The organism is Streptomyces sp. rh34 (assembly GCF_002551245.1).
Lineage (GTDB): Bacteria > Actinomycetota > Actinomycetes > Streptomycetales > Streptomycetaceae > Streptomyces.
Map to the genome: position 1 here is coordinate 1 of NZ_NTGZ01000013.1, position 22,646 is coordinate 22,646.

The window sequence follows — 22,646 nt, forward strand, 5'->3', positions numbered from 1 at the left end:
CCCTCACCGCCCCCGCCGAGCCGGAGCCCTCGCACGCCTCGGCCGCCGGAACGGACCCCGCCGGCGCCGCCCCCGCGGCCCGGTCCCTCCCCGACGACGCCTCCACGCCCGGGACCCCGGCGGTGGAGACGGAGTCCTCGGCGTCCTCGGGCTCTTCGGTGGATTCGGAGTCCGAGTCCACCGGCGCCGTGCCCGCGTTCGGCGAGAGCGGCCTGCCCAAGCGCCGCCGCGGCCGCACACTGGCCGCCGCCGAAGCCCGTACCGGCAACGCCACCCCCGGCGGAGCCGACACCCCCCGGGCCCGCACCACCGACCCGAAGGTCCAGGCAGCGCGCTTCAGTACCTTCAGCAAGGCGGTACGGGCCAACTCCACGCACCCGGAAGGCAACACCCGATGACCGCGACCACCGACGAGAAGCTCAACTGGCTGCTGGAGGGGCTGCTCGACCGCACCCCCGGTACCCGCCACGCCCTCGTCCTCTCCCGCGACGGCCTCAAGCTGTGCCGCACCCCCGAGCTCTCCGTCGACCAGGCCGACCAGCTGGCCGCGATCTCCGCCGGGATCCAGAGCCTCTCGCACGGCGCGTCCATCGAGTTCGGCGACGGCACCGGCGGCGTCCGGTCCGCGATGGCCGAGTTCTACGGCGGCGTGCTGTTCATCGTCGAGGCGGGGGCCGGGGCCCACCTGGCCGTCGTCGCCGACGAGGACTCCGACGTGGGTCTCGTCGGCCACAACATGAGCGAGCTCGTCGAACAGCTCGGCGAACACCTCGTCGCGCCGCCGCGCGAACCCGCCGAGGTCCCGGCCGTATGACGACGGCACCCCGCCCCCGACCGGGCCGCGACGACGATCCGGACCGGCTGTACACCCTCACCGGGGGCCGCAGCCGTTCCGACTCCGCCGCTTTCGACCTGGTGACGCTCGTCGTCGCCGAGTGCGACCCGGCCCCCGGGATGCAGTCCGAGCACGTCGCGATCCTGCGGATGTGCCAGGGCCCCACCGCCGTCGTCGAGATCGCCGCGACCCTGAACCTGCCCGTCAGCATCGTCCGCATCATGCTGTGCGACCTGCTCGACACCGGCCGGATCAGCGCCCGCCATCCCCGTACAGCCCGTGTCGCGGACCGGCTCCCCGACCCCGACATCCTGGAACAGGTGCTCGTTGGACTCCGCAACCTCTGACCGCGCCGCCCTGAGCGCGACGGCCGACAACGGACTCAAGATCGTTGTCGTCGGCGGCTTCGGGGTCGGCAAGACCACCATGGTCCGATCCGTGAGCGAGATCCGTCCGCTCAACACGGAGGAGACCATGACCCGCGCGGGCGAGGCCGTCGACCACCTCGACGGCATCCACGCCAAGACGTCCACCACCGTGGCGTTCGACTTCGGCCGCATCACGCTCGACGAACGCTCCGTGCTGTACCTCTTCGGCGCGCCCGGCCAGGAGCGGTTCTGGTTCCTGTGGGACCGGCTGTTCTCCGGCACGCTCGGCGCGGTCGTCCTCGTCGACACGCGGCGGCTCGCCGACTCCTGGTACGCCATCGACCGCCTGGAGCACCACGGCACACCGTTCATCGTGGCGTGCAACGACTTCGGCGGCCCGCTCCACAGCGAGCAGCAGATCCGCGAGGCCCTGGACCTCTCGGAGGACGTGCCGCTGGTGGAGTGCGACGCCCGCGACCGCTCGTCCAGCAAGTACGTGCTCATCACGCTCGTCGAACACCTCGCCGCGCTCTCCGCCGCCCGCCTCCGCGCCCCCGAGGCGGCCCTGGCGGCGGCCGGCCCGACCCCGGAGCCCGCCCCGTGACCTCTGTCTCCGGCTGCCCCGTCACCCACGGGTCCGTCCCCCTGTCCGGGCCCCGCTTCCAGAGCGACCCCGTGCAGCTCTACCGGGACATGCGGCGCGACCACGGGGCGATCGCCCCGGTCGTCCTCGACGGCGACGTGCCGGCCTGGCTCGTCCTCGGCTACCGCGAACTGCACCAGGTCACCGGCGACCCGGCCCTCTTCAGCCGGGACTCCGACCTGTGGAACCAGTGGGACCGCATCCCCGACGACTGGCCGCTGCTGCCGATGATCGGGCGCAAGCAGCCCTCGATCCTCTACACGGTCGGCGAGCGCCACAGCGTCCGCGCCATGATGATCAGCAACGCGCTGGAGGGCGTCGACCCGTTCTCCCTGAAGCGGTACGCGGAGGAGTTCGCCGACGAGCTGATCGACCGGTTCTGCACCAAGGGCTCGGTCGACATCATCGCGGAGTACGCCAAGCTCCTGCCCGCTCTCGTGCTGGCCAGGATCTACGGCTTCTCCGACGAGATCGCCCACCCGCTGGCCGACTCGATCAACGACATGATCGACGGCCGTGAGCGGGCGCTCGCCGGACAGCAGCACCTGGGCACCGCGATGTTCCAGCTGCTGGCCGACAAGCACGCCGGGCCCGGCGACGACGTCGCCAGCCGGATGCTCGCCGACCCCGGCGGCTTCACCGACGAGGAGGTCGCCCAGGACCTCATGGTGATGATGGCGGCCGGTCACCAGCCGACCGCCGACTGGATGGGCAACTCGCTGCGCCTGATGCTCACCGACGACCGGTTCGCCGCCTCGCTCTCGGGCGGCCGGCACAGCGTCGCCGAGGCCATGAACGAGGTCCTCTGGGAGGACACCCCCACCCAGAACGTGGCCGGCCGCTGGGCCGCCCGCGACACCCACCTCGGCGGCCGCCACATCCGCGCCGGCGACCTGCTGCTCCTCGGCCTCGCCGCCGCCAACGGCGACCCGCAGGTGCGCACCGACGGCTCGACGCTGACCGGCGGCAACAACGCCTTCCTCTCCTTCGGCCACGGCGAGCACCGCTGCCCGTTCCCTGCCCAGGAGACCGCCGAGGTCATCGCCCGTACCGGCATCGAGGTCCTGCTCGACCGGCTGCCTGACGTGGACCTCGCCGTCCCCGCCGAGCAGCTCAGCCGCCGCCCGTCGCCGTGGCTGCGCGGACTGACGGACCTGCCGGTGCTCTTCACACCCACGCCCGCCCTCGGCAGACCCGGAAGCTTCGGAGGCCCCGCATGACCCGCATCGCGCTCGACCCGTTCGTCACCGACCTCGACGGCGAGAGCGCCGCGCTGCGGGCCGCCGGCCCGCTGGCCGAGGTGGAGCTGCCCGGCGGTGTACACGTGTACGCGGTCACCCGCCACGCGGAGGCCCGCGCGCTGCTCACCGACAGCCGCGTGGTCAAGGACATCAACGTCTGGAACGCCTGGCAGCGCGGCGAGATACCGATGGACTGGCCGCTGATCGGCCTGGCCAACCCGGGCCGCTCGATGCTGACGGTCGACGGGGCGGACCACCGCCGTCTCCGTACGCTGGTGGCGCAGGCGCTCACGGTCAAGAGGGTGGAGCGGCTGCGCGCCGGGATCGAGGCGCTGACGAACGCGAGCCTGGAGAAGCTGGCGGCCCTCCCGGCCGGACAGCCGGTCGACCTGAAGGCCGAGTTCGCCTACCCGCTCCCCATGAACGTGATCAGCGAGCTGATGGGCGTGGACGCGGCGGACCACCCCCGGCTGAAGGAGCTGTTCGAGAAGTTCTTCTCGACGCAGACGCCGCCGGAGGAGGTCCCGCAGATGATGGCGGACCTCGGGGCCCTCTTCACGAAGATCGTCGACTCCAAGCGGGCGAACCCGGGCGACGACCTGACCAGCGCCCTGATCGCGGCCTCCGAGAACGGTGACCACCTCACCGACGAGGAGATCGTCAACACGCTGCAGCTGATCATCGCCGCCGGACACGAGACCACGATCAGCCTGATCGTCAACGCCGTCGAGGCGCTCCAGACCCACCCCGAGCAGCGCGAGAAGGTGCTGAACGGGGAGATCGGGTGGGACGGCGTGATCGAGGAGACGCTGCGCTGGAACACCCCGACCTCGCACGTCCTGATCCGCTTCGCGACGGAGGACATCGAGGTCGGCGACAGGATCCTCCCGAAGGGCGAGGGCCTGATCGTCTCGTTCGGCGCGCTGGGCCGGGACGAGGAGCAGTACGGCCCGACGGCCGGCGAGTTCGACGCCACCCGCACCCCGAACCGCCACATCGCCTTCGGCCACGGCCCGCACGTCTGCCCGGGTGCGGCACTCTCCCGCCTGGAGGCGGGCATCGCGCTCCCCGCCCTCTACGAGCGGTTCCCGGAGCTGGAGCTGGCGGTCCCGGCCACCGAGCTGCGCAACAAGCCGATCGTGACGCAGAACGACCTGCACGAGCTGCCGGTGGAACTGGGCTGCCCGTTCGGCCACACGTCCTGATCGCCCGTCGTGGGTGACGTCCACGGGCCGGAGCGCGCGTCTCATCCGACGGACACGGTTGCTGAGCCGTGCCACCGAGGGACTACGCTCCGTCCCGTGGCCGACATCCAGATTCCCGCTGACATCAAGCCCGCCGACGGACGCTTCGGCGCCGGTCCTTCCAAGGTGCGGACGGAGGCGCTCGACGCGCTGGCCGCCACCGGCACCTCTCTCCTCGGCACGTCCCACCGCCAGGCCCCGGTCAAGAACCTGGTCGGCGAGGTACGGGACGGCGTGCGCAGCCTCTTCTCCCTCCCCGAGGGGTACGAGGTCGTCCTCGGCAACGGCGGCTCCACCGCCTTCTGGGACGTCGCGACGCACGGTCTGATCGAGTCGAAGTCCCAGCACCTGAGCTTCGGCGAGTTCTCGTCCAAGTTCGCCAAGGCCGCGAAGCTCGCGCCCTGGCTGTCCGACCCCACCGTCATCGCCTCCGACCCGGGCACCCACCCGGACCCGAAGGCCGAGGCGGGCGTCGACGTCTACGCCTTCACCCACAACGAGACCTCCACGGGTGTCGCGGCCCCGGTCCAGCGCGTCGCGGGCGCCGACGAGGGCGCCCTCGTCCTGGTGGACGCCACCTCCGGTGCGGGCGGCCTGCCGGTCGACATCACCGAGTCCGACGTCTACTACTTCGCCCCGCAGAAGTCCTTCGCCTCCGACGGCGGCCTGTGGATCGCCGTGTTCTCCCCGGCCGCCCTGGAGCGCGCCGCCCGGATCCACGCCTCGGGCCGGCACATCCCGGAGTTCTTCTCGCTGCCGACGGCGATCGACAACTCCCTCAAGAACCAGACGTACAACACCCCGGCGCTCTCCACGCTCTTCCTGCTGAACGAGCAGCTGAAGTGGATGAACACCCAGGGCGGCCTGGACTTCACGACGGGCCGCACGGCGGCTTCGTCGGGCCACCTCTACAGCTGGGCCGACGCGTCCAAGTACGCCACCCCGTTCGTCACGGACCCGGCGAAGCGCTCGCAGGTCATCGGCACGATCGACTTCGCGGACGAGATCGACGCGGCGGCGGTCGCCAAGGTGCTGCGCGCCAACGGCATCGTGGACACCGAGCCGTACCGCAAGCTGGGCCGCAACCAGCTGCGCGTGGCGATGTTCCCGGCGATCGACCCGGCGGACGTGCAGGCGCTGACGGCGTGCGTCGACCATGTGATCGAGAAGCTGTAACTCCCCGGTTCTCGACCGTACGGAGACGGCCCGGCACCCGCGTGGTGTGCCGGGCCGTTTCTGCTTCACTCGGCCGGGTGGCATATGCCAGAAACGCGATCTTCGGCTGTCCCGTCCTACGATGATGCTCTCGACACCAGCCCATTCCAGGAGGCCCGCAATGTCTGCAGCAGCAGTCGAGCACCCCTGTGACGATGAGCCGGAAACGCTGCTGGAAACGGCCAACCGTCTCGCCGAGCAGCTTCCGGGGCATCGCGTCGAGATCATCGGAGGCGTCATCACCGTGGCCGCTCCTGCGGACGGCCCGCACGCACGTGCGCTCACCAAGCTCATGCGCCCCTTCATCTCCGCAGGTCTCGACGACGGCGAGAGCGAAGTCCTCCAAGGCATCGGCCTCTGGCTGCCCGGCGGTCCCCAGGACTTCGCGATCCCCGATCTGGCGATCGTCGACGCCGACTTCGACGAGCACCCGCGCGAGAACAACAGCTACGACCCCGCCTGCTTCCGCCTGGTCCTGGAGGTCACCTCCGGGAACTACCAGAACGACCTCCGCAACAAGGTCATCGCCTACGCCCAGGCCAAGATCCCGGTGTACGTGATCGTCGACCGCAAGCACGGCCGGGTCCACGTCCTGACCGAACCCCTCCCCGGCGGCTACGACCGCCACGAGGTCTACGCCCCCGGCCAGCAGGCCCCGCTCCCGGCCTCGATCGGCGCCGAGGTCTCCCTGAACGTCGACGAGCTGGTGCGGGCGGGCCGCCCGAAACGCTGACTACGCGGGTCCTACTCCCCCGCCAGCACCGCCCGCAGCGCTGCTATCCCCGCGAGCCACTCCTGCTCCGCGCCGGCGTCCGCCCACAGGTCCAGCGGCCCGGCGTCCTTCGCGGTGAGACGGTCCAGGGCGCGGACGGCCAGCGGGCGCAGGTCGGCGGGGAGTGGCGGCAGAGACTCCTTCGGGCCGTACACGGTGGCGACGGGCTCACCCCCGGGGCACTGCGCGGCGATCAGCGCGGCGGCTGCCACCGCCTCCTCCCCGCCGTCCGCATAGTCCGCCGGCCCGGTGTCCGCCACGGCGGCCAGGACATCACGGAGCACGTCCGCCTTCTTCCCCGGCTCCGCGTCGTCGACCCGGCCGCCGAAGTCGGCGGCGGTGTCGTTGTCGAAGTGGCCGATGTCCCAGGCGCCCATGGCGTCCCCCTCAATCCGCTGTGCGGGGCTCCCCGTTGTGCGGCGCTCCCCGTTGTGCCGGTCAGCCCGTTGTGCCGGTGTCCGCATCCTCACAGCCGCCACTGACAAGCGGCCTGCGCGCCAGCACGAACCCCTGCGGCGTCCGCTCCGGGAACGGCCCGTCCTCCTCCCGCTCCCGCCACACCACGGACCGGACCTCCAGGCCCGCCTCCCGCAGCAGCGCGGCGATCCTCTCCGGCTGCCGCCGGTGGAAGTCGAGCGAGATGTCCATGCCCCACGCCTCCGTGTACCGCTGCGACTCGTCCCCGACCTGGAAGCCCAGCTGCACGTGGGCCCCCGGGGCCAGTACGCGGTGGAACTCCGCGAAGGCGCACGGCAGTTCCTCGTCCGGGACGTGGATGGTGGAGTACCAGGCGAGGAGGCCGCCCAGCGAGGCGTCCGGCAGCCCGAGGCCGAGCATGGACCCCTCCTCGAAGCGCAGGTCCGGGTGCTCCTTGCGCGCCACGGCGATCATCCGCGGGGCGAGGTCGATCCCGAAGACATCGAGTCCCAGGCCGAGTCCATGCAGATACTCGGTCACCCGGCCGGTGCCACAGCCGACATCCGCCACCGGGAGGCCGCCGCCGCCCGCCGCCGCGAGTTCCGCGAACGTGCTCAACAGCGCACGTTCCAGGGGCTTGGCGGCCAACTCGCCGCGGGCGAACTCGACGTAGGCGGGGGCCATGGTGTCGTACGAGGTCCGGGTGGTGTGCAGGAAGTCGGGCGACGGGTCAGGAGCGGTCATGGCCACCACCCTAGGCGGCGCCCCGCCCAGACCGGGGCCGGACCGGACCGGATTGAGCACCGCGGCGGGGGGGGTGGGGGAGAAACCCGGGGCCTCTCCCCCACCCCGCAGTCCGCTACGCGGGAGAGGCCTGGGACCTATCCCCGCCGTCCACCCGTTCGTACTGCAGCGCGCCCGAGGGGCAGCGCTCCACCACTTCGGCCAGGCGCTCGGCATCGGCGCCGTCGGGCCGGATCCACGGGCGCCGGCCGGTGTCGAAGACCTCCGGCAGACCACGGACGCACACGGCTGCGTGCAGGCAGCGCCCGGCCTCGAAGGTCACGGTGATCGACCGTCCCTCGTAGGACCTCTTCTCCGTTCCGTCGCTCATATCCCCTCCCTCGCGGCCCTGCCCGGCCGGTTCAGTCGTTGACCTTGCTGCGCGACTGGTACAGCAGGTCCTGGTACTCGGGATGCCGGGCGATCCATCCCGCGAAGAACGGGCACGTGGGCAGCACACGCAGCTTGGCGGCACGCGCCTCGTCCAGGGCGGTGCGGGCGAGTGCCGACCCGACCCCCCTGCCCTCGTACGCGGGCGGGACCTCGGTGTGGAGGAACGCGATGAGTTCCTCCGTACGGAGGTAGTCCGCGACGCCCGCGATCTCGGCCTCTCCATCGACCCGGGCCTCGTACCGCTTGGCTTCGGGAACGTCCTTCACTTCGACTGTCATGTGTCCTCTGTCCGCTCTTTCGTCCGTACCGTCCCGGTCAGGACGGTACGCGTCCTCAGACCCGCCCCGGTGTCAGACATCGCTCCGGGCGCGCCCGGCGAGGAGCTGCGTCTCCCAGGCGAAGGCCACCCCCGTGGCGCCCCCGTGCTGGGCCTGGACCTCGGCGGCCCCCGGGATGGTCTCCTCGCGGGCCCAGTCGCGCTGCCACTCGCCCATCACCGCCAGCCACGTGATCGGCACGACGCCCGCCTGGACCACGCGCCGCACGGCCATGTCGTGGGCCTCCGCCGACACGCCGCCCGACGCGTCGGTGACGGCGTAGACCTCGAACCCCTCACCCGCCGCCTGGATGGCCGGCATCGCCAGGCAGATCTCCGTCCAGAGCCCGGCCAGGATCAGCTTCTTGCGCCCGGTCGCCTTGACGGCGTCGACGACGCGCTCGTCCTGCCAGGTGTTGATGTAGGTCCGGTCGATCGGCTTCTGCTCCGGGAACACGTCCTGGATGCCCTGGATGAGCAGGCCGCCGCGCTCCTCCAGAACGGTCGTCAGGATGGTCGGCACGTCGTAGACCTTGGCGGCCTTGGCGAGCCCGACGACGTTGTTGACGATCATCGTCGGCTCATGGCTGTTCAGATTGGCGAACTGGAACGGCTGGTGGTCGATCAGTACGAGGACGCTCTCCTCCGGCGTCAGCAGCGCGTCGAGTCCGGCCTTGTTCTGCGTGCTCATGGGATTCCCCTTCTGAAGCTTCACGTGTGCGTGCTGCTGACGGGTCGATGAGTGGCGCCCCGACGTCATTTAGTTGACGTGTCATCCACACTAGACACCAGTGCTTGACGCGTCAACTAGTTGCCGTGGGGGCCGGTTTGCCGCCTCGCGCGGGGTCCCGCTCGCCCGCTGCGGGAAGTGGCTCCGTCCGGGAGATGGATGAGCCGCCGACGCCCTCGCTACGCTCCTCCCATGGACGCACCGCCACACTGGCTGGACCCGCAGCAGCAGGCCGCCTGGGACAGCTTCATCCGCATGCAGGAGAAGCTCATCGGACGGCTCACACGCCAGGTACAGGCCGACTCCCGCATGTCCGCCTCCGACTACATCGTGCTGGCCAAACTCACCGAGGCCGGCGGACGGATGCGCTTCATGGACCTCACCAAACTGGTGGAGTGGGAGAAGAGCCGCATGTCCCATCAGGTGGGACGGATGGCGAAGCGCGGACTGGTGGCCAAGGAAGACTGCCCCGACGACGGGCGCGGAGCGTTCATCGTCGCCACCCCGGCCGGCCGGAAGGCGATCGAGGACGCCGCGCCCCTGCACGTCGAGCACGTCCGCCGACTGTTCATCGACGCCCTCACCCAGGAGGAGCTGGAAGCCCTCTCCCGCATCGCGAACCGTGTCGTCGCGCACATGGAGAAGCAGCCCGACTGACGTGTCGAGGCGAGGTCAGACGGGTTTGAGCAGGTCGCGGAGGTTGGCCATGTGGGCCTTGACGTCGGCGATCTCGGCAGGGTGGGGCGAGCGACCTGGACCGCGACGTACGCGAGCCCCTCTGGACGCTCATCGAGTGCTCACCTACCGCCCGTTGCGCGCAACTGCTCTGCCTCGATCAGAAACGGCAATTCCGCGCAGTCTGCCCTCGGTCGCATGCCATCCGACGCATCCTGGATTCCCACTTACGACGTTGTGAACAAAATACGCTGGGGGGCCTTGATCGAGGCCCGAGGCTTCTGGTGCCCGCCCAACGTCCATGCTGGGGGCGGTGGTGGTGCACCGAGGCCCGGTGGCTACTCTCGTCTCTCCGTCGATCTGGAGAGAAGGGAAGCAGGCTGTGCGCAACGCCGCCGTGACGCCCGAGGGCGGCCAGATCCGCTGGGTTGAGCTGCCGGGACAGGAGCCGTCCCGCGTCTACGTCCATGGTCTGGGCGCCACGTCGCCGGCCTACTTTGCGGAGGTTGCGGTTCATCCTCTGCTCGCCGGACGTCGTTCGCTGCTGATCGACTTGCTCGGACACGGCATCAGCGACCGGCCGGCGGACTTCGACTACACCCTGGAATCCCACGCCGATGCCCTCGCTGCAGCTCTGACCAGTGCGGGTGTCACGGGCGCCGAGTTGATCGCGCACAGCATGGGCGGCTCGGTGGCCATCGTCCTGGCCGCCCGGCACCCCCAGCTGGTATCCCGCCTGGTCCTGATCGACGCCAACCTTGACCCGATCCCGCCCGCACCCGGCTCCGCGGGCAGCAGCGGCATCGCCGCGTACTCCGAGGAGGAGTTCCTGGCGAGCGGCTGGGAAACGATCCGAGACCGGGCTGGTTCCCACTGGTGGTCCACGATGCGCCTGGCAGGCCGGGAAGCCCTGCATCGCAGCGCGGTCCACCTCACCCGCGGCACCGCTCCCACCATGCGCGAGCATCTGCTGGACCTGCAGATCCCCCGTACCTACCTGCTGCCCGAGGCCGACGGCCCGCTCCCGGGCACCGGTGCGCTCATCGAAGCGGGGGTGGCCGTGGTCTCGGTCCCGGACTGCGGGCACAACATCATGCTGGACAACCCGGAAGGCTTCGCCCGCGCCACCGCGGCAGCGCTCGCGGACCGCGACCAGCAGTACAGCGCCCAGGCGGCCCCTAACGTGGAGAGAGCCGCACGGGTTCCTCATGTGTGATGACGAAGGAATGGGCCCGTGCGGCCTTGTCCCAGCCTGCCCTCACCGGCATCTCCCGTGCACATCTCGGCGGTTTGATCGAGGAGCTGGCCGGGCCATGGACCGCGCGCTGTGAGTCCGCACTGCACGAGCGGCGCGGCGGCAACCGCAGGCAGCGGCCTGGTGCCGGACCGAAGCGCGACCTCGTCTTACCGGCCGCACCTGCGGGTCGGGGACGGTGAGCAGCCGTGGCCCGGCCTGGGGCTGGTGGACCGGCTGATCGCCACGTGTGCGTTGCGGTACGTCCCGTACGGGCTGCTCCGGCAGGTTCGGCCCGGTGGTGTCGTCGTGGCTCCGCTGGCCCGGGAGTTCTGGACCGGTGCTCTGGTCCAGCTCCGTGTCCAGGATGACGGCACGGCGGTGGGACCGTTCTGCGGCGGGGCCACGTACATGCCGATGCGAGCCCACCGCGTGCCCGACCTCCACGAAGTACGGGGGAAGGGCGGGCCCGTGCCGCAGGTCTCGATCCCGCCCGGCTCCTCGATCTCGGGTTCGCCTTGTATGCCGGGGCGCGGTTGCCCGGTGTGCGGCTCATCCACAAGAACACCGCCACCGAAGTCCAGGTGTGGGTGACCCGCGAGGACGGAGGCGCTGCGACGGCCGCCACGGGCGAGGAAGTGTGGCAGTACGGGCCCGGGTTCCTGTGGGAGGAGATCGAGCAGGCCTGGTGGGAGTACGAGTCGGAAGGGAGACCCGGTCACGCCGAGCGATTCGGGCTCACCGTGACCGGCCGGGGCCAGCAGGTATGGCTCCGCGACCCGGACCAGGTCGTCCGGCCGGCCAGGGCGTGACCCGCGTCAGGGCCGGGTGCCTGCCCACCGCCTCTCGCCGTCCTCCCACTCCCCCGTCGGCCGGAGCCCCGCCGCCGCGGCCACCGCCTCGGACGCGGCGTGGTCGGGGTGGATGTGCGCGACGAGCGTACGGACGTCCGCGGCCTGGGCCAGGTGGGCCGCGAGGCCCATCGCGGCCTCGCTCGCGTACCCCCGGCCCTGCCACGGCGTCCCGAGGGCCCAGGCGATCTCCGCCCGGGGCCCCCGCACCGTCGCCTGAACGTACCCGGCGAGGCTTCCTTCCTCCCGGACCCTGAGCGCCCAGTTCCACCACAGCTCCCCGGGATCCGGCGAACCGGCGCACTGCCGCTCGTACCGGGACCGCAGCGCGGCCGGGTCCGGCGGGCCGCCGCCGGTGAACACGTACAGCGCCGGGTCCGCGAGGACGGCCGCCATCTCCTCCGCGTACGCCGGATCGAGGGAGAGCGCGTCGAGGCGGGCGGTGGTGAACGGCGGGGGCGTGATGGTCGTCGGCACGGTGCCCGACCCTATGCCGGGCCACCACCCCCGGCACCTTGATTTCCGCAGCTCACGGTCAACGCGTGCGGACGCTCACCGGCTCAGGCGCTGGAAGCGGCGCACCGCCAGCGGCAGGAACACCAGCGTGATCGCGAGCGGCCACACCACGGCCATCAGCAGGGCGTGCTCCTCCACCCACGTGCCGCCGCCCGCCACCGGATTGCCGAACAGTTCGCGGGTGGCCGTCGCGGTCGAGGAGATCGGGTTCCAGGCCGCGATCGTGCCCAGCCAGCCCGGCATCAGGGACGGGGCCACGAACGTGCTGGAGATCATCGTGATGGGGAAGGCGACCGCGTACAGACCGCCCGCCGCCTCCGGGGTGGGCACCAGCATGCCGAGCCAGACGCCCACCCAGATCAGACTGAACCGCAGCAGCAGGAGCAGTCCGAAGGCGCCGAGGGCGGCCGGAGCCCCGCCGTCCGCGCGCCAGCCGATCAGCAGCGCGGTGGCGGCCAGGATCGTCAGTTCGGCGGCGGCCACCACCAGGTCGGCCGCCCCGCGTCCGGAGGCGAAGGCGGAGGGAGCCATCGGCATGGACCGGAAGCGGTCGACGACCCCCTTGGCGGCATCGGTGACGACGGCCACGGCGGTGTTCATGAAACCCATGGCCATGGTCATCGCGAACATGCCGGGCATCAGGAACTCCCGGTAGTCCCCGCCCCCGGGCACCTTCATCGCACTGCCGAAGACGTATCCGTACAGCAGGACGGAGAGGATCGGAAAGCCGAGCTGCCAGACGACGGCGGAGGGGTGGCGCTGGTAGTGGGTGAGGATGCGGCGGGTGATGTTCCAGCAGTCGGAAACCGCCCAGTAGGCGAGACCGTGTTCGCGGTCCGGGCCCGTAGCCGCTGCGGGGTTCCTTTCGAGTGTGGTCATGCCGCCGCCACCTCTCGTGCGTCGTGGCTCTCGGTGGTGGTGTCGTCGTTCGCGGCGTCGCCAGCCGCGCTGTGTCCCGTCAGGCGCAGGAACACGTCGTCCAGGCTCGGCCGGCGCAACCCGATGTCCTCCACCGCGATCCCGTCGTCCTGGAGGCTCCGGGCCACCTCGGTCAGCGCGGCCACCCGGTCGGCGACCTGGGCGTGTACCCGGCGGGCGGGGGCGTCGGTGACGACGAGCCCGCCCCCGGCCACCCGGTCGACGGCCCTCGCGACCGCGGCGAGGTCTCCGGCGTCGGCGGCCACCACCTCGATCCGGTCGCCGCCGACCCGGTTCTTCAGCGCGTCCGGGGTGTCGTCGGCGATGGCCCGCCCCCGGTCGATGACCGTGATGTGCGAGGCGAGCTTGTCCGCCTCGTCCAGATACTGCGTGGTCAGCAGCACCGTCGTACCGCCCGCCACCAGCGCCCGGACCGCGCCCCAGACCTCGCCCCGGCCACGCGGGTCGAGCCCGGTCGTCGGCTCGTCCAGGAAGAGCACGTCGGGCGAGAGGATCATCGAGGAGGCCAGGTCGAGACGTCGTCGCATGCCGCCGCTGTACTCCTTGGCGCCCTTGTCGGCGGCCTCGGTCAGGTCGAACCGGTCCAGCAGCTCCCCGGCGCGCTGCCGGGCCCGGCGGTTGCCGAGGTGGAAGAGCCGCCCGAACATCTCCAGGTTCTGCCGCCCGGTGAGACCTTCGTCGACGGCCGCGTACTGGCCGGTGAGCCCGATCCGGCTCCGTACGCGGCGGGGTGCGCGCGCCACGTCGAGCCCGGCGACCTCCGCCCGGCCCGCGTCGTACCGCAGGAGCGTGGCGAGGACCCGCACGGCGGTGGTCTTGCCGGCCCCGTTCGGGCCGAGCAGGCCGTGGACGGTGCCGGGGCGGACGGCGAGGTCGAATCCGTCGAGCGCCCGCTTCTCCGTCGCTCCCTTCCCCCGCCCCCGGTAGCGCTTCACGACCCCCTCGGCGAGCACCGCGTACCCGGACGCGGGCCCGCTTTTAAGCATGGCCATGGCACAACCCCCTGATTCTCCGACTGACCGGACGCTGACTGAGTACACCGTACCCCACACTGGGTACGGTGTACTCCTAAACGGGTACGGTGTACCCAGCCCTGTTCCGGAGCACTACGCTGGCCCCATGGCGAAAGACGGATCGACAGCGGCGACGGACGGCACGGCCACCGGGAGCGGCGACATCGCGCGCAGCCTGGAGCTCCTGTGGGGCACCGGGGAGCGCCCCAGCCGCGGCCCCAAACCGGGCCTCACCCTGGACCGGATCGTCACCGCCGCGGTCGCCGTCGCGGACGCGGAAGGGCTGGCCGCCGTCTCCATGCGCCGCCTCTCCACCGAGCTCGGCACGGGCACGATGTCGCTCTACCGGTACGTCCCCGGCAAGGCCGAACTCCTGGACCTGATGCTCGACCGGGTGCTGGGCGAGCCGTTGTCCACCGAACCCGACCGCCCCGCCGGCGCCCACGACGGACCCGACGACTGGCGGGCGGCGGTCGGCACCATGGCCCGGTCCTACCGGGACAACCTGCGCCGCCACCCCTGGCTGCTGAAGATCAACCAGGCCCGTACGGTGCTCGGCCCCAGCGCCCTGCGCGGTCTGGAGCTCTCCCTCACGGCCCTGCGGTCCATGGGGCTGCGCGACCCCGAACTGATCGGCGTGATCATCACCGTCAACAGCTTCGTGGAGGGCCTCGCCCGCACCCAGGGGGACGCGGCCGAGGCGGTGGCGCAGACCGGGCTGAGCGACGAGGAGTTCTGGGACAGCCAGCGCCCCTACCTGGAGCGGGCCATGCTCAGCGGCGCGTACCCGATGATGGCGGGCATGTCGGAGGACACCTTCAGCGCCGACTTCGACCACTTCGAGTTCGGGCTGCGACGGCTGGTCGCCGGGTTCGAGGCCCTGGTCGCGGAGCGGACGGCGGAGCGGGCTGCGGAGTAGCCGGCGGACCGGGCGGCAGACCGGACGGCGGGCTGACCGACGGGCCGGACAGCGTCCCGGACATGACAGCGTCCCCGGCCCGTGCCCCAATGGATATATGGACGCCAGCCCGGAACTCGCTCCTTTCGTCAAGCAGTACGCCGTCCTGCTGAGCACCCGCCGCCAGAACGGAACCTCCGTCGGCACCCCGGTCAACATCGTCGTCGAGGGCGATCACGCGTTCATCCGCACGTTCTCCTCCGCCTGGAAGGTCGAGCGGATGCGCAACCACCCGCAGGTGGAACTCGCCCCCTGCACGGTCCGGGGCAGGCCGACGGGACCGCAGATCAAGGCGCACGCGCGGCTGCTGCGGGCGGGTACGAAGGAGAACACGCACGCGGCGCGGATGCTGTCGCGGAAGTACCCGGTCGTGCAGGGCGTGCTCGTCCCGCTGGCCCACCGGCTGAAGCGGGACCGGACGCTGCACTACGAGGTGTGGCCGGTGACGGACGACGACACCTGAGCGCGAGCGCGCCGCCCGCCCGGGACCGCCGCCCGCCTATCCGCCTGCTCGCCTGTCCGCGTGCCCGCCTGCTCGCTATCCGCGCCGCCGCTTCAGCGCGAACCAGAGGACCACGGCCCCGGCGAGGACGGCGACCCCGAGGGCCGCGTTGCCGCTGCCGCCCTCACCCGCGTCGCCGGCGCTCCCCTGGCCACCGCCCTTCGACGGGGCCCCGGACCCCTCGCCGGAATCGGAACCGGAACCGGAACCGCTTCCCTGCCCGCCCTTCACCTCCACCCGGACGACCCCGCTGCTCGCCCCTTCCGAGCCGAACATCAGGGCCGAGCCGTCCGCCGTGTACGTCACCGACTCCGCCTGCCGCTGGAACGGGGCCCCGACCGACCGGTCCTCCCCGAGGCGGCCCTTCTCGAAGGCGTACTCGCGGGCGCTGAAGTACGAGCGCAGCACCAGCCGGGTCCCGTCGGGCGAGAAGGCCCCGTCGGTGACCCACGGCACCTCGTCCACCCGCCGGAACACGTTCGTGGAGCCGGCGGTCAGCTTCGCGGGGCCTTCGTAGAGGCCGCCGCCGTCCTCGTTCTTGGAGGCGATGTAGACGCGGCCGGTCTTCGGGTGGACCATCAGCGCCTCGGCGTTGCGGGCCCCGTCGGCGTACGTCACGTCGTACTGGACGGCCGTGACGGTGGCGTCGCGCAGGGTCTTCGGCTCGGGGAAGCGGTAGATCCAGACGTGGTCCCAGGTGCCGTCGAGGTTGTCGCCGATGTCACCGACGTAGAGGTCGCCGTCCGGCCCGATCGAGATGCCCTCGACGTCCCTCGGCGCCCCGACGCCCCGCATCGTGATGGTCGCGAGGGTCTTCCCGGTGCGGGAGTCGACGGCGTAGACGTAGGGGCCGTCGTCGCTGTCGTTGTGCGTCCAGTAGACGCCGGGGTGCGCGCGGCTGGCGGCGAGGCCGCTGGACTCGGTGATACGGGGGTCCTCGATCGTGAAGTCACGGTCGGGCCGTCCGTCGTCGGCCACGGCCGGACCGGCCCCGGCGAGCAGCGGAACGGTGACGGCGAGAGCGGCGGCGAGGGTGGCGGCGGCGCGGCCCGCCGGGCCGGTCGGATACGAGCGCATGGCCCAAGTGTCCATCGTCACGTCGCAGGCCGGAGCCGTGATCGGCCATGATGACGCCATGCGTTTTCTCCCGGTCGGCGATTCCATGACCATCGGCGCCACCGGCGACTTCACCTGGCGCTACCGGATGTGGCAGCACCTGGAGGCGTGCCCCGGCCTCCCGTACGAGATCGTCGGCCCGCGCACGACGCTGTACGACATCGAGGCGGACGCCCCGGTCTCCCACGCGTACGCCGATCCGTCCTTCCCGCCCGCCGCCCGCCGGCACCTGTCCGGCTGGGGCGAGGGCTGGCTGCACATGGCCCCGGTGATCGCGGACGCGGTGCGCGAGACGGAGGCGGACGTCCTGCTGGTCTCGCTCGGCCTGATAGACCTCGGGTTCTACACGGACGCCGAGCAGACGGCGGCCAACGCCCGCGCGTTCGTCACGGCGGCCCGCACGGCCAACCCGCGTCTGCGCATGGTGCTGCTCCCGGTGATACCGAACGTCCGGGCCTTGACGGACGCCCCCTTCGCCGCCTCCTGCGCCCGCTTCAACGAACTCCTCGCCAAGGCCGTGGCCGACCTCGACGAACCGTCATCACCACTCCTGCTGGCCTCGCACCCCACGGCGTACGACATCCGCACGGACACCTACGACGGCACCCACCCCGGCCCGACGGGCGAGCACAAACTCGCCGCCGCCTTCGCCGACGCGATGCACCAGGCGTGGGAGCTGGGCGGACCGTACGCCGTGCGCCACGCGCCGGCGCAGGCGGCCTGACACCCGGGCAGGGCAGGCTCCTCACCCCACAGCCCCCTCGCCCCGCAGCCCCTTCACCCGCTGCGCCGCGACCCCAGCATCGACAGCGCCAGCTCCGTCAGTTCTCCCGAGACCTCCTCCGGGCGGGCCCGGCGGCTGCGGCGGGTGTGGTGGGCCATCAGCTCGTGGACCGTGCCGACCATCACCATCACGTCGACCCGGTGGTCCCGGTCCTCCGCCTCGCCGCGCTCCACCGCCCGTTCGGCCTCCCCCGTCAGGAACTCCGTCCAGAGGGCCCGCCAGAGCTTGCAGTGCTCGTCCACCACGGCGCTCACACCCAGCACCTCGACGAACGTCACCCTGGCCTCGCGCGGGTCGCTGGTGACGGCCTCCACGTACGCGTCGAAGAGCAGCCTGACCCGCTCCGCGATCGAGCGCTTCTCGATGCCGTCGGCCTGCAGGGCGCTCTCCGCCGCCCGCAGTCCGGTCGTCGTGACCCGGTTGTGGAGGGCGATGAGCAGTCCCTCCCGGGAGCCGTACTCCTGACGCAGCACCTCCACCGGCACGCCTGCCGCCGCGCACACATCGTGCTCGGCGGTGGCCCGGTACCCGTTGATGCCGTACAACTCTCGGGCCGCTTCGAGAAGTTGTTCCCGCGCCTGCGTGCGCGCGGCATCCCCGGGCCCGGTCCGCTGAACCGTCCAGCTCTCCGCCACCGGTCCTCCTTGAGCGCAAGGTGCGGGAGAGGGGCCTGCGCGCCTCTGCACGAACCGCCGCCCCATTGTGCTCGCCCGACCACCGTCCGGACGGCCTCGCCACACCCATACGGGGGAATACCCGCACGCGGAAACGCTTCTTCTTTACGCGCCCCGGGTGCGCCCCAAACTTCACCCCGCACTCGCCGGGACTCACCCGGACTCACCGGACTCGCCCACGAGAGCACGCCGGTGCATCGCCCGCGCATCGCCCGTATGTCGCCCGTACGGCGCCGGAGCACCGCTCGAGGCGCCACCCCAGGCACCACCGCAAGCACCGCGAACCCTGCCTTGAACGCGTTCAAACGGCTCTGACACGATGGCCGTAGCTGCCGCCCCGCTGAGGGCGTGCCGCGTACATCACCGTGCGCGAGGGGGGACTGAACGGTGAAGAAGAAGCGGCTCTACGGGCTGTCACTGCTCCTCTCGATCCTGACCCTGCACATCGAAGCGGTCATCGCCCTCATCGTGGCCGTCGTGTACGGCTTCACGCAGGAGTCGCCGAACGCCGGCGGCGGCGGTTCGGCGTTGTTCGTCCTGCTCCTGCCCGTGCTCGCCGTGTTCGGGCTCGCGGTCGCGGGCGCGCTGTCCGTGGTCCTCGTCTCCCCGACAGCCTGGCTGGGCGGCGTGCTGGGACGCCGGTTCGGCGGGCGCGAGGCGTGGTGGTGGGTTCCGGCGGTGGCGGCGGCCGTCTCCCTCGTGCTCGTCGTCGCCCTGTCCGGCGGTGCGGGGCCCGTCGGCATCGCGGTGGCCTGGCTGCTGACGACGGCCGGGCTCACCGTCCCGGCCCTGCTCTGGCGGTCGCGCCGGGAGCGGATCTTCGGGCCGGTGACGCTGTGGGGCCTGGTCGCCGTGGTCCTCACGGCCGTCCTCGGCGGCGTCGGTCTGGCGACGGGGCTGATTCCGGAGTACCGCCCTCCCGCGATCGCCCCGGCGGACATCGTCGGACGCTGGTCCGACGGGCGCGACGGAACGCTCACCTTCACGGCGGACGGGCGGGTCACCGCAGCAGAGATCGACGTCGACCATGACGGCGACGGAGAACGCGACGTGTGTACGGGGCAGGGCACCTGGACGTACGAACCCGGCGGGAGCACGTGGTCGCAGGAGGTGGACGTGAGCGTCGACTCGTGCACGTTCGACTACTGGAACGTCGGCGGCACGGAGAGCAGACCCGTCCTCTACCAGTACATCGGCGACCCGGACTCCGGGGACCTGTACGAGCTGACGAGGGCCCCCGGCGGTTCGTGACGGGCGGGCCAGGGGCCGACGGGGAGCCCGAAGCCCCCCGGCCGACCCCCTCGGCGCGCGGCCGGACACGGTCCCGGGCTCACCCCTTGACCGTGAACTCCCCCCGCAGCAGCGCCTCGTCGCGGGACGACGGGCCCACCAGCAGCTCGAAGCGGCCCGGCTCCACGACGCGGCGGCCCTCCGCGTCCACGAGGGTGCAGTCGGCCGCCGGGAGTTCGAAGAGGATCTCGTGCGACTCCCCGGGGGCCAGCGCCACCTGGCGGTAGGCCTTCAGCTCCTTCTCCGCCCAGGTCACCGAGGTCACCGTGTCGCTCACGTACACCTGCGCCGTCTCCAGCGCGGGCCGCGTCCCCGTGTTGGTCACCGTGACCCGGGCCCGTACGGTCTCCGACGCGTCGACCACCGACGTCAGCACCTCCAGGTCCGTGTAGTCGACCGTCGTGTAGCTCAGCCCCTCGCCGAACGCGAACGCCGGGCGCTGGGTGAGGTCCGCGTAGCGCGAACCGTGCTGGCCGCGCACCTGGTTGTAGTACGTCGGCTGCTGGCCCGCGTGCCGGGCGAAGGACAGCGGCAGCCGGCCGGTCGGCTCGATCAGGCCGAGCAGCAGCTCCGCGACCGCCCGGCCGCCGAGCATCCCCGGGTTGGCCGCGTACACGATCGCCGCCGCGCCGAGCGCGGACGGCGGCAGCACCAACGGCTTCGAGCTGACGACCACGACGACCAGCGGCTTGCCCGTCGCCGCCAGAGCGTCCAGCAACGCCACCTGGTCGCCGACGAGTTCGAGCGTGGCGGTGGACTTGCCCTCGCCGATCAGCTCGATCCGGTCGCCGACGACGGCGACCACATGGTCGGCGGCCTCGGCGGCGGCGACGGCGTCCGCGATCAGCGAGGCGTCGGGGGCCGCCGGGACGACGACCTCCGGGCGGGGCTGCCCGTCCGGGAAGAAGGCGCCCTCCGGGTCGGGGCCCACGTCGAGGATCCGGGCTCCGGGCGCGTACGTGACCGTCCAGCCGGCGGGCACGTGGTCGCGGAAGCCGTCGAGGACGGTACGGATCATGGCGCGCGGCTGGCCCTCCGGCAGCCAGTCGGCCTGGCCCGAGGAGCCCGCCCAGTCGCCCAACTGGGTCTGCGCGTCGTCCGCGTTGGGGCCGATGACCGCCACCGCACGGGGGATGCCGGAGGCGAGGGGCCTGCCTCGGCCCTCCTCGTCCGCCTCCAGTCCCCCCGCGAACGGCAGCGTGCCGTCGTTGGTCAGCAGCACGAGTGAGCGGCGGGCCGCCTCCAGGTTCAGCACGGCGTGCGCCCCGCTGCCGATGACCTCGGCCTGCCGGGCCGCGTCGGGGTGGCGCGGGTTCTCGAAGAGGCCCAGCTCGAACTTGAGCGTCAGGACGCGGCGTACGGCGGCGTCGATCTCGGACTCCGTCAACGCGCCCTGCGCCACGGCCTCCTGGGCTCCCGCGAAGAAGTTCGCCGTGGTCATCACCATGTCGTTGCCCGCGCGGACCGCCGCCGCCGACGCCTGCGCGTAGTCGGCGTAGACCTTCTGCTCCCACACCATGCGGCCGACGTTGTCCCAGTCGGTGACCAGGGTCCCGGTGTATCCCCACTCGCCGCGCAGCACCTCGTTGAGCAGCCAGTCGTTCACGGTGATCGGCACGCCGTCCATCGACTGGTAGCCGAGCATGAACGTGCGGCAGCCCTCCTTGGCGACCCGCTCGAACGGCGGCAGGAACCAGGAGCGCAGCTTGCGCCGCGAGATGTCCGCCTCGCTGGCGTCCCGGCCGCCCTGGGTCTCGGAGTACCCGGCGAAGTGCTTGGCGCAGGCCAGGATCGCGGTCGGGTCGTCGAGGCCGTCGCCCTGGTAGCCGCGCACCATCGCGGAGGCCAGCTCGCCGATCAGGAACGGGTCCTCGCCGAAGGTCTCGCTCACCCGGCCCCACCGCAGGTCCCGGGTGATGCAGAGCACCGGCGAGAACGTCCAGTGCACCCCGGTCGCCGCGACCTCGACCGCCGTCGCCCGCGCGATCCGCTCCACCAGCTCCGGGTCCCAGGTGGCGGCCATCCCCAGCTGCGTCGGGTAGATCGTGGCCCCCTCCCAGAAGGAGTGCCCGTGGATGCAGTCCTCCGCGACGAGCAGCGGGATGCGCAGCCGGGTCCTCGCGGTGAGCGCGGCGGCCTCGCGCACCCGCTCCGGCGAGGCGTGCAGGATCGAGCCCGCGTGCAGGTCCTCGACGAGGTGCCGCACCCCCTCCTTGGCGTTGAGCTGGAGCATCTGGCCGACCTTCTCGGGCAGCGTCATGCGCCCCAGGAGATCGGTGACCCGCTCCGCGACGGGCAGCGCGGGGTCGAGGTACGGCGGCTTGAGGCCCACAGGAGTTCCTTTCGCGTACGGCACTCCGCAGTACCGTACGCTCAATCCCGACCGCTTGGTAAGTATTGGCGGCTCCGGGATCCGGTCCTGTGAGAATCTGGGCCGGAGCGGCGGTGCGAGAGAGGTGTCCGATTCCGATGACAGCGGGTGATGGCGCGTGACTTCCGGGGCGCGGCGCGGCTACGCCAAGGGCCGGGCCAAGCGGACCGAGATCCTCGACCAGGCGATGGCCCTGTTCGGCGAGGCCGGCTACCGGGGCGCGTCGCTCCGGGTGATCGCCACCCGCTGCGGCATCTCCCACCCGGGCCTTCTCCACCACTTCCCGACGAAGGAGGCCCTGCTCCTCGCCGTGCTCCAGCATCGGGACGACGTGGACGACGCGTGGCTGGCCCTGGGCCTGACCCGGGGCGTCGACCATCTGCGCCGGCTGATCGACCTCGCCGAGCTGAACGCGAAGCGGCGCGGGATCGTCGAGCTGTTCTCGGTGGTCGCGGCGGAGGCCACGTCCCCCGACCATCCGGCGCACGCGTACTTCGAGGCCCGCTACCGCACCTCGGTCGCCAACACCGAACTGGCCTACCGCCAGACCCGGGAGGCGGGCGAACTCCGGGACGACGTCGATCCGTCGGCCGCGGCGCAGCAGCTCATCGCACTGATGGACGGCCTGCAGATCCAGTGGCTGATCAGCGACTGCGCGACGGACATGGCGGAGGTACTGCGGGCCCACGTCCAGGCGCAGGTGACCGTGCGGTTCTGACGGTCGCGGCACGCCCGCTGCCGATGCGGCCCGCCGCGCCCGCGGCCT

The 22,646-nt window shown here is 71.8% G+C and carries 25 protein-coding genes and 2 pseudogenes; 16 read left to right on the forward strand and 11 right to left on the reverse strand.

What is annotated here, in order from left to right; genetic code table 11:
- The 8 genes and pseudogenes from CR470_RS04930 to CR470_RS04965 form a co-directional block, all read left to right on the forward strand.
- Positions 1–398 (forward strand): annotated as a pseudogene (locus CR470_RS04930) (ATP-binding protein); the annotation flags it as partial.
- Entirely contained in the window at positions 395–814 is a 420-nt protein-coding gene (locus tag CR470_RS04935) for a roadblock/LC7 domain-containing protein (RefSeq protein ID WP_006126641.1), read from the forward strand. The pseudogene CR470_RS04930 and the gene CR470_RS04935, both read left to right, overlap by 4 nt.
- Entirely contained in the window at positions 811–1,182 is a 372-nt protein-coding gene (locus tag CR470_RS04940; RefSeq protein ID WP_073740608.1) for a DUF742 domain-containing protein, read from the forward strand. Before CR470_RS04935 ends, CR470_RS04940 begins: the two co-directional genes overlap by 4 nt.
- The gene (locus CR470_RS04945) at positions 1,163–1,807 is read left to right on the forward strand and encodes a GTP-binding protein (RefSeq protein ID WP_097866353.1); all 645 of its coding nucleotides are present in this window, start codon (positions 1,163–1,165) and stop codon (positions 1,805–1,807) included. The genes CR470_RS04940 and CR470_RS04945 overlap by 20 nt, the downstream gene beginning before the upstream one ends.
- Positions 1,804–3,066 carry a cytochrome P450 gene (locus CR470_RS04950; RefSeq protein WP_097866354.1) on the forward strand — a complete coding sequence of 421 codons (1,263 nt, stop codon included), beginning with the start codon at positions 1,804–1,806 and terminating at the stop codon, positions 3,064–3,066. Before CR470_RS04945 ends, CR470_RS04950 begins: the two co-directional genes overlap by 4 nt.
- On the forward strand, positions 3,063–4,292 hold the full coding sequence (locus CR470_RS04955; protein WP_097866355.1) for a cytochrome P450 family protein: 1,230 nt from the start codon (positions 3,063–3,065) through the stop codon (positions 4,290–4,292). The genes CR470_RS04950 and CR470_RS04955 overlap by 4 nt, the downstream gene beginning before the upstream one ends.
- Positions 4,293–4,388: 96 nt before the next feature.
- Positions 4,389–5,507 carry a phosphoserine transaminase gene (serC, locus tag CR470_RS04960; RefSeq protein ID WP_097866356.1) on the forward strand — a complete coding sequence of 373 codons (1,119 nt, stop codon included), beginning with the start codon at positions 4,389–4,391 and terminating at the stop codon, positions 5,505–5,507.
- Between the two features lie 160 nt (positions 5,508–5,667).
- Positions 5,668–6,279: a Uma2 family endonuclease gene (locus CR470_RS04965; protein ID WP_097866357.1), complete on the forward strand. Its 612-nt coding sequence runs from the start codon at positions 5,668–5,670 to the stop codon at positions 6,277–6,279.
- 11 nt (positions 6,280–6,290) lie between these two features.
- Here the strand turns inward: CR470_RS04965 and CR470_RS04970 are convergent, their stop codons facing one another.
- The 5 genes from CR470_RS04970 to CR470_RS04990 form a co-directional block, all read right to left on the reverse strand.
- Positions 6,291–6,695 (reverse strand): DUF4259 domain-containing protein, encoded by a 405-nt coding sequence (locus tag CR470_RS04970; protein ID WP_097866358.1) that lies wholly within the window; start codon positions 6,693–6,695, stop codon positions 6,291–6,293.
- A gap of 61 nt (positions 6,696–6,756) precedes the next feature.
- Positions 6,757–7,479: a class I SAM-dependent methyltransferase gene (locus CR470_RS04975; RefSeq protein WP_097866359.1), complete on the reverse strand. Its 723-nt coding sequence runs from the start codon at positions 7,477–7,479 to the stop codon at positions 6,757–6,759.
- Positions 7,480–7,594: 115 nt separating this feature from the next.
- Positions 7,595–7,849 carry a (4Fe-4S)-binding protein gene (locus tag CR470_RS04980; protein ID WP_097866360.1) on the reverse strand — a complete coding sequence of 85 codons (255 nt, stop codon included), beginning with the start codon at positions 7,847–7,849 and terminating at the stop codon, positions 7,595–7,597.
- A 31-nt stretch (positions 7,850–7,880) separates the two neighbouring features.
- Positions 7,881–8,189 carry a GNAT family N-acetyltransferase gene (locus CR470_RS04985; protein WP_097866361.1) on the reverse strand — a complete coding sequence of 103 codons (309 nt, stop codon included), beginning with the start codon at positions 8,187–8,189 and terminating at the stop codon, positions 7,881–7,883.
- Positions 8,190–8,261: 72 nt separating this feature from the next.
- The gene (locus tag CR470_RS04990) at positions 8,262–8,918 is read right to left on the reverse strand and encodes a hydrolase (RefSeq protein WP_097866362.1); all 657 of its coding nucleotides are present in this window, start codon (positions 8,916–8,918) and stop codon (positions 8,262–8,264) included.
- Positions 8,919–9,149: 231 nt separating this feature from the next.
- On the opposite strand from CR470_RS04990, the gene CR470_RS04995 reads away from it, so the two are divergent.
- The 3 genes and pseudogenes from CR470_RS04995 to CR470_RS05005 all read left to right on the forward strand — a co-directional run.
- The gene (locus CR470_RS04995; RefSeq protein ID WP_097866363.1) at positions 9,150–9,614 is read left to right on the forward strand and encodes a MarR family winged helix-turn-helix transcriptional regulator; all 465 of its coding nucleotides are present in this window, start codon (positions 9,150–9,152) and stop codon (positions 9,612–9,614) included.
- 400 nt (positions 9,615–10,014) lie between these two features.
- Positions 10,015–10,848, forward strand: a complete 834-nt coding sequence (locus tag CR470_RS05000) for an alpha/beta fold hydrolase (protein ID WP_097866364.1) — start codon at positions 10,015–10,017, stop codon at positions 10,846–10,848.
- A 177-nt stretch (positions 10,849–11,025) separates the two neighbouring features.
- Positions 11,026–11,678, forward strand: a pseudogene (locus tag CR470_RS05005) (methyltransferase domain-containing protein); the annotation flags it as partial.
- Between the two features lie 6 nt (positions 11,679–11,684).
- Here the strand turns inward: CR470_RS05005 and CR470_RS05010 are convergent.
- The 3 genes from CR470_RS05010 to CR470_RS05020 form a co-directional block, all read right to left on the reverse strand.
- Positions 11,685–12,194, reverse strand: coding sequence for a GNAT family N-acetyltransferase (locus tag CR470_RS05010; protein ID WP_097866365.1), 510 nt, complete (start codon positions 12,192–12,194; stop codon positions 11,685–11,687).
- Between the two features lie 75 nt (positions 12,195–12,269).
- Positions 12,270–13,112 carry an ABC transporter permease gene (locus CR470_RS05015; RefSeq protein ID WP_097866366.1) on the reverse strand — a complete coding sequence of 281 codons (843 nt, stop codon included), beginning with the start codon at positions 13,110–13,112 and terminating at the stop codon, positions 12,270–12,272.
- Entirely contained in the window at positions 13,109–14,164 is a 1,056-nt protein-coding gene (locus CR470_RS05020; protein WP_097866367.1) for an ATP-binding cassette domain-containing protein, read from the reverse strand. The genes CR470_RS05015 and CR470_RS05020 overlap by 4 nt, the downstream gene beginning before the upstream one ends.
- Positions 14,165–14,291: 127 nt before the next feature.
- On the opposite strand from CR470_RS05020, the gene CR470_RS05025 reads away from it, so the two are divergent.
- Together CR470_RS05025 and CR470_RS05030 are read left to right on the forward strand one after the other, a co-directional pair.
- Positions 14,292–15,104 carry a TetR/AcrR family transcriptional regulator gene (locus CR470_RS05025; protein WP_097866368.1) on the forward strand — a complete coding sequence of 271 codons (813 nt, stop codon included), beginning with the start codon at positions 14,292–14,294 and terminating at the stop codon, positions 15,102–15,104.
- A 97-nt stretch (positions 15,105–15,201) separates the two neighbouring features.
- Positions 15,202–15,606 (forward strand): PPOX class F420-dependent oxidoreductase, encoded by a 405-nt coding sequence (locus CR470_RS05030; RefSeq protein ID WP_097866369.1) that lies wholly within the window; start codon positions 15,202–15,204, stop codon positions 15,604–15,606.
- 75 nt (positions 15,607–15,681) lie between these two features.
- Here the strand turns inward: CR470_RS05030 and CR470_RS05035 are convergent, their stop codons facing one another.
- Complete coding sequence (locus CR470_RS05035; RefSeq protein WP_097866370.1) at positions 15,682–16,722, reverse strand: hypothetical protein; 1,041 nt, start codon at positions 16,720–16,722, stop codon at positions 15,682–15,684.
- Between CR470_RS05035 and CR470_RS05040 the strand changes: the two genes are divergently transcribed.
- Positions 16,721–17,485, forward strand: a complete 765-nt coding sequence (locus CR470_RS05040; protein ID WP_097866371.1) for a GDSL-type esterase/lipase family protein — start codon at positions 16,721–16,723, stop codon at positions 17,483–17,485. The two genes, CR470_RS05035 and CR470_RS05040, sit on opposite strands and share 2 nt — an antisense overlap.
- Positions 17,486–17,538: 53 nt before the next feature.
- On the opposite strand, the gene CR470_RS05045 is transcribed toward CR470_RS05040, so the two are convergent.
- Positions 17,539–18,180, reverse strand: coding sequence for a TetR/AcrR family transcriptional regulator (locus CR470_RS05045; RefSeq protein ID WP_097866372.1), 642 nt, complete (start codon positions 18,178–18,180; stop codon positions 17,539–17,541).
- A 426-nt stretch (positions 18,181–18,606) separates the two neighbouring features.
- On the opposite strand from CR470_RS05045, the gene CR470_RS05050 reads away from it, so the two are divergent.
- Complete coding sequence (locus CR470_RS05050) at positions 18,607–19,470, forward strand: hypothetical protein (protein WP_097866373.1); 864 nt, start codon at positions 18,607–18,609, stop codon at positions 19,468–19,470.
- A 79-nt stretch (positions 19,471–19,549) separates the two neighbouring features.
- Here the strand turns inward: CR470_RS05050 and CR470_RS05055 are convergent, their stop codons facing one another.
- Positions 19,550–21,841, reverse strand: coding sequence for a glycoside hydrolase family 3 N-terminal domain-containing protein (locus CR470_RS05055; protein WP_097866374.1), 2,292 nt, complete (start codon positions 21,839–21,841; stop codon positions 19,550–19,552).
- 157 nt (positions 21,842–21,998) lie between these two features.
- On the opposite strand from CR470_RS05055, the gene CR470_RS05060 reads away from it, so the two are divergent.
- Positions 21,999–22,598, forward strand: coding sequence for a TetR/AcrR family transcriptional regulator (locus tag CR470_RS05060; RefSeq protein ID WP_097866375.1), 600 nt, complete (start codon positions 21,999–22,001; stop codon positions 22,596–22,598).
- The last annotated feature ends 48 nt before the right edge of the window (positions 22,599–22,646 follow it).

What these genes read in the sequence shown, in the direction of transcription:
- CR470_RS05020 (WP_097866367.1), bottom strand. Translation starts at nt 14,164, where the DNA reads ATGGCCATGCTTAAAAGCGGGCCCGCGTCCGGGTACGCGGTGCTCGCC.
- CR470_RS04975 (WP_097866359.1), bottom strand. Translation starts at nt 7,479, where the DNA reads ATGACCGCTCCTGACCCGTCGCCCGACTTCCTGCACACCACCCGGACC.
- CR470_RS05040 (WP_097866371.1), top strand. Translation starts at nt 16,721, where the DNA reads ATGGCCCAAGTGTCCATCGTCACGTCGCAGGCCGGAGCCGTGATCGGC.
- CR470_RS04990 (WP_097866362.1), bottom strand. Translation starts at nt 8,918, where the DNA reads ATGAGCACGCAGAACAAGGCCGGACTCGACGCGCTGCTGACGCCGGAG.
- CR470_RS05025 (WP_097866368.1), top strand. Translation starts at nt 14,292, where the DNA reads ATGGCGAAAGACGGATCGACAGCGGCGACGGACGGCACGGCCACCGGG.
- CR470_RS05030 (WP_097866369.1), top strand. Translation starts at nt 15,202, where the DNA reads ATGGACGCCAGCCCGGAACTCGCTCCTTTCGTCAAGCAGTACGCCGTC.
- CR470_RS04970 (WP_097866358.1), bottom strand. Translation starts at nt 6,695, where the DNA reads ATGGGCGCCTGGGACATCGGCCACTTCGACAACGACACCGCCGCCGAC.
- CR470_RS05035 (WP_097866370.1), bottom strand. Translation starts at nt 16,722, where the DNA reads ATGCGCTCGTATCCGACCGGCCCGGCGGGCCGCGCCGCCGCCACCCTC.
- CR470_RS04965 (WP_097866357.1), top strand. Translation starts at nt 5,668, where the DNA reads ATGTCTGCAGCAGCAGTCGAGCACCCCTGTGACGATGAGCCGGAAACG.
- CR470_RS04980 (WP_097866360.1), bottom strand. Translation starts at nt 7,849, where the DNA reads ATGAGCGACGGAACGGAGAAGAGGTCCTACGAGGGACGGTCGATCACC.
- CR470_RS05015 (WP_097866366.1), bottom strand. Translation starts at nt 13,112, where the DNA reads ATGACCACACTCGAAAGGAACCCCGCAGCGGCTACGGGCCCGGACCGC.
- CR470_RS04955 (WP_097866355.1), top strand. Translation starts at nt 3,063, where the DNA reads ATGACCCGCATCGCGCTCGACCCGTTCGTCACCGACCTCGACGGCGAG.
- CR470_RS04985 (WP_097866361.1), bottom strand. Translation starts at nt 8,189, where the DNA reads ATGACAGTCGAAGTGAAGGACGTTCCCGAAGCCAAGCGGTACGAGGCC.
- CR470_RS04940 (WP_073740608.1), top strand. Translation starts at nt 811, where the DNA reads ATGACGACGGCACCCCGCCCCCGACCGGGCCGCGACGACGATCCGGAC.
- CR470_RS04995 (WP_097866363.1), top strand. Translation starts at nt 9,150, where the DNA reads ATGGACGCACCGCCACACTGGCTGGACCCGCAGCAGCAGGCCGCCTGG.
- CR470_RS04935 (WP_006126641.1), top strand. Translation starts at nt 395, where the DNA reads ATGACCGCGACCACCGACGAGAAGCTCAACTGGCTGCTGGAGGGGCTG.